The sequence below is a fragment of the Rhizobium sp. Root149 genome (assembly GCF_001427345.1).
GTDB classification, from domain to species: domain Bacteria; phylum Pseudomonadota; class Alphaproteobacteria; order Rhizobiales; family Rhizobiaceae; genus Neorhizobium; species Neorhizobium rhizoryzae.
The window spans coordinates 688,696-700,713 of sequence record NZ_LMGD01000012.1 but is presented as its reverse complement, the minus strand read 5'-3'; the positions used below and the strand labels follow the sequence as shown (position 1 = coordinate 700,713).

Annotated in this window: 12 protein-coding genes; 3 read left to right on the top strand and 9 right to left on the bottom strand. The window is 58.2% G+C overall.

Annotation, left to right across the window (positions count from 1 at the left end):
• Positions 1–62 precede the first annotated feature (62 nt).
• Positions 63–995 carry a LysR family transcriptional regulator gene (locus ASD54_RS10235; RefSeq protein WP_162249572.1) on the bottom strand — a complete coding sequence of 311 codons (933 nt, stop codon included), beginning with the start codon at positions 993–995 and terminating at the stop codon, positions 63–65.
• 198 nt (positions 996–1,193) lie between these two features.
• Here ASD54_RS10235 and ASD54_RS26560 point away from each other — a divergent pair, with 198 nt between their 5' ends.
• Positions 1,194–2,204, top strand: a complete 1,011-nt coding sequence (locus tag ASD54_RS26560) for a VOC family protein (RefSeq protein WP_162249571.1) — start codon at positions 1,194–1,196, stop codon at positions 2,202–2,204.
• On the opposite strand, the gene ASD54_RS10225 is transcribed toward ASD54_RS26560, so the two are convergent.
• The 5 genes from ASD54_RS10225 to ASD54_RS10205 all read right to left on the bottom strand — a co-directional run bounded on the left by ASD54_RS10225 (position 2,095) and on the right by ASD54_RS10205 (position 7,320).
• A complete protein-coding gene (locus ASD54_RS10225; RefSeq protein WP_062554457.1) occupies positions 2,095–2,844 on the bottom strand; it encodes an ABC transporter permease in 750 nt (249 codons plus the stop codon). The genes ASD54_RS26560 and ASD54_RS10225 overlap by 110 nt on opposite strands.
• Positions 2,844–3,779, bottom strand: a complete 936-nt coding sequence (locus ASD54_RS10220) for an ABC transporter ATP-binding protein (RefSeq protein ID WP_062554456.1) — start codon at positions 3,777–3,779, stop codon at positions 2,844–2,846. The genes ASD54_RS10225 and ASD54_RS10220 overlap by 1 nt, the downstream gene beginning before the upstream one ends.
• On the bottom strand, positions 3,776–4,942 hold the full coding sequence (locus ASD54_RS10215; RefSeq protein ID WP_156379185.1) for an ABC transporter permease: 1,167 nt from the start codon (positions 4,940–4,942) through the stop codon (positions 3,776–3,778). Before ASD54_RS10215 ends, ASD54_RS10220 begins: the two co-directional genes overlap by 4 nt.
• Positions 4,943–5,016: 74 nt before the next feature.
• The gene (locus ASD54_RS10210; protein ID WP_062554455.1) at positions 5,017–5,931 is read right to left on the bottom strand and encodes an ABC transporter substrate-binding protein; all 915 of its coding nucleotides are present in this window, start codon (positions 5,929–5,931) and stop codon (positions 5,017–5,019) included.
• 165 nt (positions 5,932–6,096) lie between these two features.
• On the bottom strand, positions 6,097–7,320 hold the full coding sequence (locus ASD54_RS10205; RefSeq protein ID WP_244484723.1) for an MFS transporter: 1,224 nt from the start codon (positions 7,318–7,320) through the stop codon (positions 6,097–6,099).
• Positions 7,321–7,565: 245 nt separating this feature from the next.
• Here ASD54_RS10205 and dinB point away from each other — a divergent pair, with 245 nt between their 5' ends.
• Positions 7,566–8,645 carry a DNA polymerase IV gene (gene dinB, locus ASD54_RS10200; protein WP_162249577.1) on the top strand — a complete coding sequence of 360 codons (1,080 nt, stop codon included), beginning with the start codon at positions 7,566–7,568 and terminating at the stop codon, positions 8,643–8,645.
• Positions 8,646–8,812: 167 nt separating this feature from the next.
• On the opposite strand, the gene ASD54_RS10195 is transcribed toward dinB, so the two are convergent.
• Both ASD54_RS10195 and ASD54_RS10190 read right to left on the bottom strand, forming a co-directional pair.
• The gene (locus ASD54_RS10195) at positions 8,813–9,376 is read right to left on the bottom strand and encodes a J domain-containing protein (protein WP_244484738.1); all 564 of its coding nucleotides are present in this window, start codon (positions 9,374–9,376) and stop codon (positions 8,813–8,815) included.
• Positions 9,377–9,455: 79 nt separating this feature from the next.
• Positions 9,456–10,676, bottom strand: coding sequence for an MFS transporter (locus tag ASD54_RS10190; protein ID WP_062554453.1), 1,221 nt, complete (start codon positions 10,674–10,676; stop codon positions 9,456–9,458).
• 220 nt (positions 10,677–10,896) lie between these two features.
• On the opposite strand from ASD54_RS10190, the gene ASD54_RS10185 reads away from it, so the two are divergent.
• A complete protein-coding gene (locus tag ASD54_RS10185) occupies positions 10,897–11,322 on the top strand; it encodes a DUF4864 domain-containing protein (RefSeq protein WP_062554452.1) in 426 nt (141 codons plus the stop codon).
• A 22-nt stretch (positions 11,323–11,344) separates the two neighbouring features.
• On the opposite strand, the gene ASD54_RS10180 is transcribed toward ASD54_RS10185, so the two are convergent.
• Entirely contained in the window at positions 11,345–11,629 is a 285-nt protein-coding gene (locus ASD54_RS10180; RefSeq protein ID WP_062554451.1) for a hypothetical protein, read from the bottom strand.
• Between the last annotated feature and the right edge of the window lie 389 nt (positions 11,630–12,018).

Sequence of the window (12,018 nt, the reverse complement as noted above, 5' to 3'; positions counted from 1 at the left end):
GCCTCCTGTCTGGGAGTGCACGGAATGGTGTTCACAGCGTCACGTAATCCCTGGTTCTCTTGCTACAATGAGCCCGATTCCGAAGTTGTTTCATCACCGTTGATCAACCAGCCGAGATTGCTGCGATGGCGGATGAAATCCAGGAATGTTCTGATCTTCGCCGGAAGATAGGCGCTGGAAGAGTAAACCGCATAAAGGGGTGGAGCAACGTTGATGACGCTCGGCAAAACACGCTCCAGCCTGCCGTGAGAGAATTCCTCTTCTGCCAATATGGCGGGCAGGAACATGAACCCCATTGCTTTCCTGGCGCATTGAAGAAGTAGCTGCTCGTGGTCGCTGCAAAACACCGGTTTGAACTGGAGATCCACAATCCTATTGCCGTCCTCATAACGGATACGACCATCTGTCCCGTACGGAGAATAACAGAGAAACGGTTTGTCGTTCAGATCGGAAATCTGTGCTGGCCGACCCAATTTTTCGAGCAGGCACGGTGCAGCGGCGAGATGAAACGGCACATGTCCCAGCTTGCGCGCGATCAATCCCTCGTCAAGCGAGTAGCTTGTCCGCAATGCGATGTCGAAACCTTCCGCCGCAAGGTTAACCACCCTGCCCTCCAGATCGATATCCATTTTCACGTTTGGATAACGCTGTGCATACTCGACAAGGCATTGCGAAAAGCCAGGATTTGCAAGGTATTGCGGCGCGCTGATCCGCAATGTACCTCGGGGTACCTGTCGGCTCTCGCCAATCTGGGCCTCCACGTCGTCAAGGCCCTCGATAAGCCGTCGAACCCGCTCAAGATAGATGACGCCGTCTTCCGTCAGGCTCACGCTCCGGCTGGTTCGATGCAGCAGTCGCGTCGCGAGCCGTTGTTCAAGCTTCTGAACATGCTTGCTGGCCATGGCTGCAGAAAGTTCAAGGCGCTCTGCGGCGGCGGCGAAGCTCCGCAATTCGGCAACGGCTGCGAAAACCCGCAAGCTGAGCAGACTGTCCATCATCAACACCTGAGAAATCGAGCATTCACAATCTAGATCATGATCACATGAGAATAAAGAGATATTTTCGATCAACACGAAGCAAATCGCTGAACTAACCTCTGTTATCTATTCGGATGCCAATAATGAAAATTGCGAATATTTAGAAGTGACGAATTAAATCGTATTTATTTATTCTATGTTCCTGGGAGGGTGACATTGGAAATTTTGGCAAACCACAATGCAACCGTGTCTCCTCTTTCGTTGACCGAGGAGACGACATTCTATGGATGCGTTCATCTGGAGGTGACGGATTTTGAGCGTGCAATTGCATTCTGGCAGGGTGTCGTCGGTCTGAAACCTCGGAGACTCGGCGCGGTCGCAGAGCTCGGTACAGCGTGGCGCACGTTGATCGTGCTCCACCCGTGCGCAAAGGTTGCCGCGCAAGAAGGTTTTGACGGACTTCATCATCTTGCGATCCATGTTCCGTGCCAGGCAGAGTTTTCCCGTATCTTCAGGCGTCTCCTCGGCAAGAATGTAGAGGTGGAAGCAACCGACCGGGTCATCGCTAAATCATTGTATTTCACGGATCCTGACGGATTAGGTGTGGAGGTCACTCTGGAAACTCCGGAGCGGCGGCGCACGGAGCTCGACGCAGGGTCCCGCTTTGCAGCGACTGGTGTTTCGGATCGCCCTCTCGGTCCTCCTCTTCCACTCGATGTGGAATGGGAACTGGCACAGGTCTGCGATCTGGCCGCGGTCGCTCCTGTTTCCGATCTCGCCTATATCGGCCATCTTCATCTCGATGTTTCCGGTTTGGAAACAGACTATGCCTTCTTCAAGTCGCTTGGCTTTCGAGAAAACCGTTTCCTGCCGGATAACGGCTTTGGCGATCTGAGTGCAGGCGGCGAATTTACCCATCGTCTGGCCTTGCAGGTTCGCCGCGATGGTGTCCGGCGCCCGGCTCCGAACGGAATGGCGCGCATGCGCGAGTTTACGCTTTATGTGCGGGACGACTGTCGTTTGCCCGTCTACCAGGATGGCAGCGCCGACGGCGAGTCGGTTGACCTGCGCGACGGGATCTGTTTGCAGGCGCCCGGAAACGCACTGGTTCGTATCTTCATTCACTCAAGGGGCGTCGAAGCCGCTGGACCCGATATTCCACGATCATCAGGGTATCATGGATCAGCAAAGCCAGTGCCGCCACAAGCACTCCTCCCTGGAGAATGAAGGCGTAATTGTAGCTCTGCAGGCCTGCAACGATGACTTCGCCCAACGTCTTTGCCGCCACCGTGGAGCCGATCGTGGCCGTCGCAACGCTGATGACTGCGGATAGTCGAATGCCGGATATGATCAAGGGCATGGCGAGCGGCAGTTCGACCCGCATGAGCTTTTGTGGCTCGCTCATCCCGCTGCCTCGTGCCGCGTCCAGAACCGCCGGATCTATCGTGCGCAGCGCTGTCAGCGCATTCTCGAAGATTGGAAGAAGGCCGTAGAGGATCAGTGCTACGAGGGTGGGTCCGTTGCCGAACCCCAGAACGGGCACGCAAAGGGCCAGAACTGCAACGGGCGGAAAGGTCTGGCCGATTGAAACGATGCTGCGGGAAATCGGCAGAAAATCACTACCGACCGGCCGCGTGACGAAAATGGCGGCGCTGATAGCCAGGATGGCAGCTACCATTGTTGCGGCAAGAACCAGGGCCAGATGTTGAAGCAGAAGAGACAGCAGGTTGCCCTGAAGGTAGATGACCGGCATGTTCTGCTCGACAAGCAGCCGGAGAACCGGTTCAAACCATTCCGGCCTCGCAAGAAAGGCCAGAATGCCGACGCCGAATAGCGCTCTTGTCAACGAACCCGCCGTGATCTGCATCATCGCTCCGCCGCCGCCGCAAGCAGGCGCGAAAGCGTTACACGTTTTGGCGGCAGCCCTTCCGGCTGGGCAATAGGCGCCGCATCACGTCCGCTCCAGAGAAGGTCTGACAAGGCTTCGCGCTGGGTCAGATCCGCGGGCAAAGCTGCGCCAGCGGCCTGCCCATCTTCGCCAATCGCATCCACGCCATTCAGGGACAATAGGCGGAAAGCGCGCTCTGCCTGCCCCACCATTTCCGCCACGAAGGAATCCGCTGGATGCGTCAAAAGCGTTCGCGGTTCTGCATACTGCAGCAACTTGCCCGCATTCATCACGGCAATCCGATCGGAAAGACGAAATGCTTCGTCCATATCGTGGGTCACAAGCAGAATCGTCGTGCCGAGTTTGCGCTGAATATCCCGCAAATCGCTTTGCGCCTTGGCCCGGATGATCGGATCGAGCGCGCCGAAAGGTTCGTCCATCAGCAGCAGGTCGGGCTCTGCCGCAAGGGCGCGTGCTACACCGACGCGTTGCTGCTGACCGCCGGATAATTCATGCGGATATCGCCGCGCGAAGCTGTCGAATTCCAGCTGAAAAAGGGCCAGCAGTTCGCGCACCTTTTGCTCGATCTTTGCTCTGTCCCAATTCAGGAGACGCGGTACCGTCGCGATATTGTCGTAGACCGTTTGGTGCGGGAAGAGGCCGTGTCCCTGGATGGCGTAGCCGATTCGCCTCCGCAATTCGTGGGGCTGTGTGCCTGTTATATCCTGCCCGTTGATTTTGATCTTCCCGGAGGTGGGGTCGATCAGGCGATTGACCATGCGCATGAGCGTGGTCTTGCCGGAGCCGGATGTGCCCACGATCGCGGTGATCGTCGACGCTGGAATCTGCATCGAAACCCGGTCCACGACAGCGCGCCCATCGTAAAGTTTGGAGATCTCGTCTATCTCGATCATGCGGTAGCAATCTCCTTGCGAGCGCGGGTGGCAAGTTCGGTCAACGCGTCCATGATCACGGCGGCACTAAGCGCAAGCGCGACAGTTGGCAGCGCCCCAAGCAGCACAAGATCCGTCGCAGTCTGCCCTATTCCCTGGAAAACGAAGACGCCGAAGCCGCCACCGCCAATCAGCGCCGCGATCGTCGCCATGCCGATGTTTTGCACCAAGACAATGCGAATGGCCGTGAGGATGGCGGGCATGGCAAGCGGCAACTCTATCCGTCGCAGGATCTGTCCATCGGTCATGCCAAGGCCTTTGGCAGCATTGCTGACGGCAGCATCCACGCCAACCAGGCCGCTCACCGTATTGGCCACAATGGGAAGCAGCGCATAGAGAACGAGCGCGATGAAGGCGGGTGCGGCTCCTATACCCCGGATGCCGAGTTCCGATGCGCCAGGCAGATTTGCCGCTATCCAACCGAGCGGCGCGATCAGCAGTCCGAAGAGCGCGATCGATGGGATGGTTTGAATGACATTGAGAACGTTCAGTATCGCGGCTCTCAAACGCTCGACCCGATAGCACAGAATGCCAAGCGGCAATCCCATGGCAAAGGCAGTCACGAGCGATCCGACCGCAAGCGCCAGATGTCGCCACGCTTCGCGCCAAAAGCTGTCAGCTCGGCTTGAAAACTCTTTCAAGAGAGAAAGCTCATTCCAGACGCCGCTCCGCGCAAGCAGTCCCAACAGCACGAGGCCGGCCAGGAGAAGGAAAATTCGGACCAGTGGTCTTGGACGCAATCGGGCCAGTGCATCAATCAGCAGCATCGAAAACGCAAACAGCAGCATCCAGAAACCGCTCGCCGTCGAGACGCGCGCAAAACTGTTGCCTTCCGGCGTGAGAAAGCTGGCTGCGAGGCCGATCGCGACGAGTACCGTGACAAGACCAAGGCATGCCGCGATCATTCTGACCAGCACGCCCGCTTTCAAGATCGCGCTTACGAGCACCGCAACGACCACCAGCGTCAAACAGGCGGCGGCCCATGCAGGCAAGGCCGAGAAAACCCAAACCGGCTGTCCCTGTACAATCCGGTTGGCCTTGAACGTGACGAACGGGACAAAGAGGAGCGCTGGCATGGCGATGAGCGCGATGACAACCCCCAGTTTGTCGATCTTTTGTTTGATCAAATCCGCCCTGCCCGTTTCACGCTTCCCGACCGGAGCCGGAAGACGATCCGGCTCCGCGATCAATCATAGGATTACTTCAGAAAGCCGTTCTTCTTCAGAAAATCATCGGCCACTGCCTTGGCAGGTTCGCCACCCAATTGAACGCGTCCATTCAGTTCCTGCAAAGTCACGAGATCTAGCTTTGCGAAAACCGGCTTGAGGATGTCCTCGATTTTAGGGTTCTTCTTGAGAACGTCTTCGCGAATGACCGGCGCCGGCTGGTAGACCGGCTGCACGCCCTTGTCGTCTTCCAGAACCACAAGCCCGGATGGCGCAATGCCACCGTCGGTCCCGTAGACCATGGCAGCATTTGCGCCATTGGTCTGATTGGCCGCCGCCGCGATTGTCGCGGCCGTATCGCCACCGGAAAGCGTAATCAACTGGTTGGGCTGGAGCTTGAAGCTGTAGGTCGTCTGGAAGGCTGGCAAAGCTGCAGCGGAATTGACGAATTCCGCAGACGCTGCGAGAACGACCTGCCCGCCACCGGTCACATATTTCCCGAAATCCGAAAGCGATTTCAGTTTGTTCTTGTCGGCCACATCCTTGCGAAGGGCAATTGCCCAGGTGTTGTTGGCCGGTGAAGCTGAAAGCCAGACCACCTTGTTCGCGTCGTAATCCAGCTTCTTTACGGTCTCGAACGCCTTTGCCGCATCCTTCCAGGCCGGATCGTCCGCCTTGTTGAAGAAGAAGGCGCCATTTCCCGTATACTCCGGGTAGATGTCGATTTCGCCGGCCAGAAGCGCCTTGCGTACGATCGGCGTTGCGCCCAGTTGCAGACGATCGGTTGCTTCGATGTTGTTTGCCTTCAGCATGCTGAGAATGATGTTGCCCAGCACGCCGCCTTCAGTGTCGATCTTCGAGGAAACGACGACCTGGGCCTGTGCCGCTGTGACCGATAGTCCAAGCGCCACGACGAGCGCGCTGATGTGTTTGCGGATGGCAGTCATTGAAAATCCCTTCCCCGGATCAAGCCATGAAAAAACGTGTACAGACGAAAACGCACAGACTGGCGCCAGCGGATCTGGACCGGGCTTCATCTAGTGCAAGGATTGCAACTGGCGAGGCGCAGTGAGCGAATTTCCGATCCTCCTACGCGGGATCCATCGCAATTGTTACGCAACGCCTTTACGCGGCTCAGGCGCGATCGCCTTTGCGCCAAACATGAACAGGAGGAGCGCGAAGGCAGCAACACCACCGTGGACGAAATAGGCGAGCGAATAGCCACCCTGATCCGTCAGCCATCCGGCCACGATATTGCTCAGCGAAGCGCCAACCCCCTGCACTGTCATCACCGCTCCAAGCCCGACATTGAAGCGCCCGGTGCCGGACAGAATTCGTTCTGCCGCCAGCGGTGTCGCAATGCCGATGAGACCCGCCCCCACCCCGTCGAGAAACTGCACGGGATAAATGGCTGCGAAGTCAGAGAAGCTCCCTGCGATAGCACCGCGGATTGGAAGAGCCATCAGCGCGACCACGAACACGAAGCCCAGCCCGAACCGGGTGATGAGCCACGGTGCGATCAGGGCCATGACGATCATGGAAACCTGCGATATGCCCGTCGTAATGGCCGTCGTACGAAAAGGGCTGCCTAGCTGGATCGAAAAATCCTGCGCAATCAGCCGGCTGATCGGCGCGTTTCCGAAGTGGAAAATCATCAGCACAAGCGCCAGCAGGATGAGGCCCTTGCTATGGGTGAGTACGGAAAGACCGGATGGCCCATCGTCCTGCTCCTTTGCCCCCATGCCGCGCGCCACACGGTTGTCGATATGCGCGGGGTTGATTGCCAATGTCGCGATGATCGCCGCCAGGGCCGTCAACAACATCAGGCCCACGACCCCGTTCAGGCCGAAGTAGAGACTTCCGACATAGATTGCACCCAGAGAGAACACATTGCCTGCATGGTTCCAGAACTCGTTGCGCGAGACTTGATCCGAGAATCGTTTTTCGCCAACGAGCCCGAGCGTCAGCCCCATCAGGGCAGGCCCGATTACCGCGCCAACCACAGCCGTTGCCGATTGCCCGCCGAAGACGGAGAAATTGTTGGGCGTGGCCAGCGTCCAGAGCGCCATGGCGGTCACAAGCACCACGGGCAGGATGATCAGCGTTCGCTTTCGAGAGGAAGCATCGACGAGCGCGCCGAAAAGCGGTGTCGCGACCATGCCGAGCACGCCGCCGATTGTCGCCAGGAGGCCCAGCGTGAAGGGCTCCCATCCGCGGGTGGCCAGAAATCCGTCCAGAAACGGTCCCAGTCCATCTCGGGCATCGGCCAGAAAGAAGTTCAGCGCAGCAAGCGCATAGATGGAGCGGCGAAGATCGGAAGATGTGGGAGCGGTCACGGAAAGCCCTCGATGTGCGGCTCGCATCAATCACGAGACCCCCGCTCCGGTTCCGTCACTCTGCGACTCCTCGGTTGCTTTCCATGGGGAGTTGAAGGAACATTCTCCACAACCGCTAAATTCGTCTTCCAACATCAAGGCAGGGCTGATATGTTCCATATTTGTTCCGGCCATGAGAGATGATGGAATTCGCCGTGCAGACCTCTGCAGAAAACCAGTCCGTCGAGTTGTCCAAGGCGGCGCCGATATCGACATACGCGATCCGCAAGATCATCCATGTCGATATGGATGCCTTCTACGCATCTGTGGAGCAGCGCGATAACCCGGATCTGAGAGGCAAGCCGGTTGCCGTTGGCGGGGCAGCGGCGCGCGGTGTCGTGGCCGCCGCCAGCTACGAGGCGCGCAAATTCGGCGTCCATTCCGCCATGCCCTCGGTGACGGCGGCGCGCAAATGTCCAGACCTCATTTTCGTCCGCCCGCGCTTCGAGGTCTACAAGGCCGTGTCGCAGCAGATCCGTGAGATCTTCGCGGAATATACGCCGCTCATCGAGCCGCTCTCGCTGGATGAAGCCTATCTCGATGTGACCGAGAACCTGAAGGACATGCCGATCGCGACGGAAATTGCTCTGGAGATCCGCCAGAAGATCAAGGCTGTCACAGGCTTGAATGCCTCGGCGGGCATCTCCTACAACAAGTTTCTGGCCAAGATGGCGAGTGACCTGAACAAGCCCAATGGTCAGGCCGTCATCACGCCCCGCAACGGCCCGGCATTTGTGGAACAGCTTCCGGTGAAGAAGTTTCACGGCGTCGGTCCTGCAACGGCGGAGAAAATGCACCGGCTCGGCATCCATACAGGCGGCGACCTCAAGACGAAATCGCTGTCCTTCCTGACCGATCATTTCGGCAAGTCCGGCCCCTATTTTTACGGTATCGCGCGGGGCATCGACAACCGTCAGGTGAAGCCGGATCGCGTGCGCAAATCCATCGGTTCGGAAGATACGTTCGCGGCCGATATCAGCGACCTTGGTGCTGCAAAGGCGGAACTTGCGCCGCTTGTCGCCAAGATCTGGGCCTATTGTAGCGCCCGCAACATGACCGCCAAGACAGTCACGGTGAAGGTCAAGTACAGCGATTTCCAGCAGATTACCCGCAGTCGCACCCAAACATTGTGCTTTGTGAACGAGGCAGAAGTTCTGGGCATATCGGAATCGCTTCTGGAAACCGTCTATCCGTTTCGCAAGGGTGTGCGATTGCTCGGCGTCACGCTGTCCAGCCTCAGCGAGGAAGCAACAGAAACGTCCGCCCAACTCCCGCTTTTTATGTAACTGGTCTGGAACAGTCTGGGGTTGTGCCGGTTTGGCTATCGAACCCGGGCTGTGTCAAGCGGACGCGACAGGGATGGAGAACATAGGCATTTTTCCGCTTTCTGCCTATGGCCAACGAACAGGCAGGCGAGCTTCCCACCTGTCCAGCCCGGGATCACCCTTCCGTATTATTCCGCAGCCTTGGGAAGTTCCACTTCCAGCTCATAGGTATAGCCGTCGAGCATGGAATAGGCCTGTTCAATCACCTTGATCTCACCCTCGGCTTTGGTAATGGCATCGGCAATCGTATCGCAACGGGCGGTCAGCATGCGGCCTATGACGTCGCTGTCCGGGCGCCTGCCCATGCGGTCCATATGGTTGCGAATACGACCGCGATGGCGCTCCAGCTCCAGAATATGAAAACGTGTATTGACGATCCGGTCTGTCAATTTGCGGCGCATGGCGGCAATCGGGTCGAAGCTGCCGGGTGCCCGCTCATCCAGTATGATCTCGTTGACCAGCGTGTCGAGGACCAGCAGTCCCTCCAGATCCTTGCTGTCGGTGAGTTGCGGATCATAACCCGTGTCATCGTAAACCTTGCGGCGCACGGGATCGAGCAGCAGTTCATAAGATGCCGTCAGCTTCGAAAATGCGTCCACATCACCGCCTGCATCCGGATGTGCTGTCTTTGCTCGGGAGCGGTAGGCGGTTTTGATGGCTGCGCCGTCTGCATCGCGCGCCACGCCCAGCATCTTGTATGGGTCGATCACGGTTCCACCTGGTGCAAGATTTTCCAAGGTCACCCTCTCGTACTGCGTCACATCGCTCGCCTCAACCCCTCGCCGCATCTTGTGGCGAAACAGCGGCCAGCACCTCTTTTTCCCCATCATTTGCAGCAACAGGCACACGCCCTGCCAGCAATCGGGGCACCCGTCCCTGAGCGACGGGCGCCATGATGAAGCTTATGACCAGGAAGGGCAAGAGCACAGCAAAGCTTGCCGGAAGCCCGGCATGTTCCGCAACGAACCCGAGGAGTGGTGGAACGCCGATATTCGAAAGCAGAAGCGTCAGCGATAGCGCGGCCAGATTGTCTGCGGGCTGCCCCTGCCCCCGTTCGATCGCCGTGGCCACGGCCAATGGAAATGCAAGCGCAACACCACATCCGATCAGGAAGAGCGCAATGCCCGCCTGCCAAAGGCCCTGCGCAGACAAAAGCAGCGCAATCCCAACAGCGACGCCGCCTGCAGAACCTCGCACCAGCGTCTTGGCACCGAACTTCTCCCGCAGCTTGTCACCCACCAGTCGCGTGGCACCCATGCCGACGGTAAACAGCGCATAGAGAATGCCGGCGGTCGAGGCATCGGCGGAAAGAACTTCCCGGAGGTAGAAAATCCCCCAGTCGTACACGGCCCCTTCGCTGATGCAGATGCCGAAGACCATCACGCAGATGAGAATGATGATGCGGTCCGGCAGCACGAAAACCTGTCGCTTTCCCGCCGTCGCCGTAAACTGCATGTCGGGCGGCGCGATGCGCCAGACCGTAAAGCAGCAGAGGAAAACCACAAGCACCGCACCGGACTGGTGCAGGAACGGGCTGAGCCCTGCTTCCGCCAGATACCCCGACGCCAGCGAACCGATCAGAAGACCGATCGACCAGAAACCATGGCTTCGCGAAAGCACCTTCTTGCCCGTCCGCTGCTCGATCCCGGTGGCAATCATGTTGGCTGCGACATCCTGAATGGTGCGCAAAAAACCAAACAGCAGGAAGCAGAGAAAGAACCCCCAGAAGGGAGCGATGGTCAGGAATGGCGTCGTCAGCGCCGCAGCCGAAAGCAGAAGCGGTGCAGCTACACGAGGGGTGAGCGCATTCACCACGCGCCCTGCAACGGGCAGCGCCAGAAAAGTGCCAATCGGCGCGCCAAGAAGCGCGAGGCCAAGCCACGCCTTGTCCACGCCCAGGCTTTGCTGGATCGCAGGCAGACGGGTGAACAATGTAACGAAGACAATGGCGTTGCAGAAAAACAGCAACGCCGGAGCGCCAAGGATTTTCATGTCGAGATAACCGGGAGGGAGTGCGAACCAACGAATCTCACTTCGCTGTGGCGGAAACAAGATCGCCGCCCAAACCAATGCATGATCGGATTCTGAATTATCGCCGTAGTTGCGTCTCGGAAACAGTTTGTGTCGGCTTTGTGAAGGTATGCGCGGTTTCCCCTCTTCACCTCGGCAAAATCTGGATTATCCTGTCACTCCATCTTCGAGGAGAACGCGCATGGCATTTCGACTCGCATTCGCTCTTGTTGCCCTCGTCCTTGCTTTCGTGCGCCCGGCTTCTGCGGAAGATCCGGTCGCGGAAGCGCAGAAAATCATCGCTGATCAGATCAAGGCCCTGAAAACCGATGACGCGCGCACCGCCTACTCCTTCGCATCGCCCGGCATCCGCAGCATGTTCCCCGACGAGCGGGTTTTCCTCACCATGGTGCGTGAGAAATACGAGCCGCTTTATCACGCCGTGAACTACGCGTTCGGTCGGTCAAAACTTGTCGGTGGCGGCGAGGTCGTATTCCAGGAAGTCATTCTGACGGGTCGCGGAACGAAGGATTCTACAGCGATCTACGACATGCGCCTGCAGGATGATGGCACCTACAAGGTGAATGGCGTTCGAATGCTGGCCAAGACCACCAGCCAGGGAATCTGAACTGTTTCGCGCATCGCTCTCATCAATCGCGTCTATCCGGCAGCGGCTGGTCAATGACGCATGCGAGTTTTGGCGCCGAAAGATGCGTGATCGCGAAAGGCTCAAGATCAAGCTGGGCAGTCGAAGGGGCTGCAGCGCCTTGATCAATAATCTTCGCTGGTAGTCGCGCCGCCTTTCGTCCTGAAAGCAGCAGTTTGAGCACCGCAAATGCAAAGCCCGGCGGCACGATCAGCCATAGCGCCTTGATGATATCCGGCGAGGCTCGGAAGGTGGCCAGCAGGTCGGCAGCGAGATTGTAATTGTCCATGGCTTTGACGCCTCCCGGTCTACGCGTCTTCAAGGCGCGGAACACGGGCAGCCGGTGAACGACCAAAAGCCCGCCCACCGACACGCCGCATCGTGTAACACGCAGTGTTTGAAACGGAGGAGAAGGCGCGCCAAAGGCCAAGTTGCTTGGAAGCCTCTGGCGGCCGGGGAGTTCGAAAAATCGCCGAAAAACGACCGCCCTGACCTTTAGGTGCAAGCACCTTGGACATGCGTCAGGGCCTCCCCAGCCATAGAAGGTGGAGAGCTTATAAGCCAAGCTCAATCACTCAGCCACCAACCAGTGACTGAGAGGGCATCTCGTATCGCGGATGCCAGCCGTTCTCGGAGGGGTTTTCGACGCCCCGGAACCGGCCCGTTACTTCCGGTTCC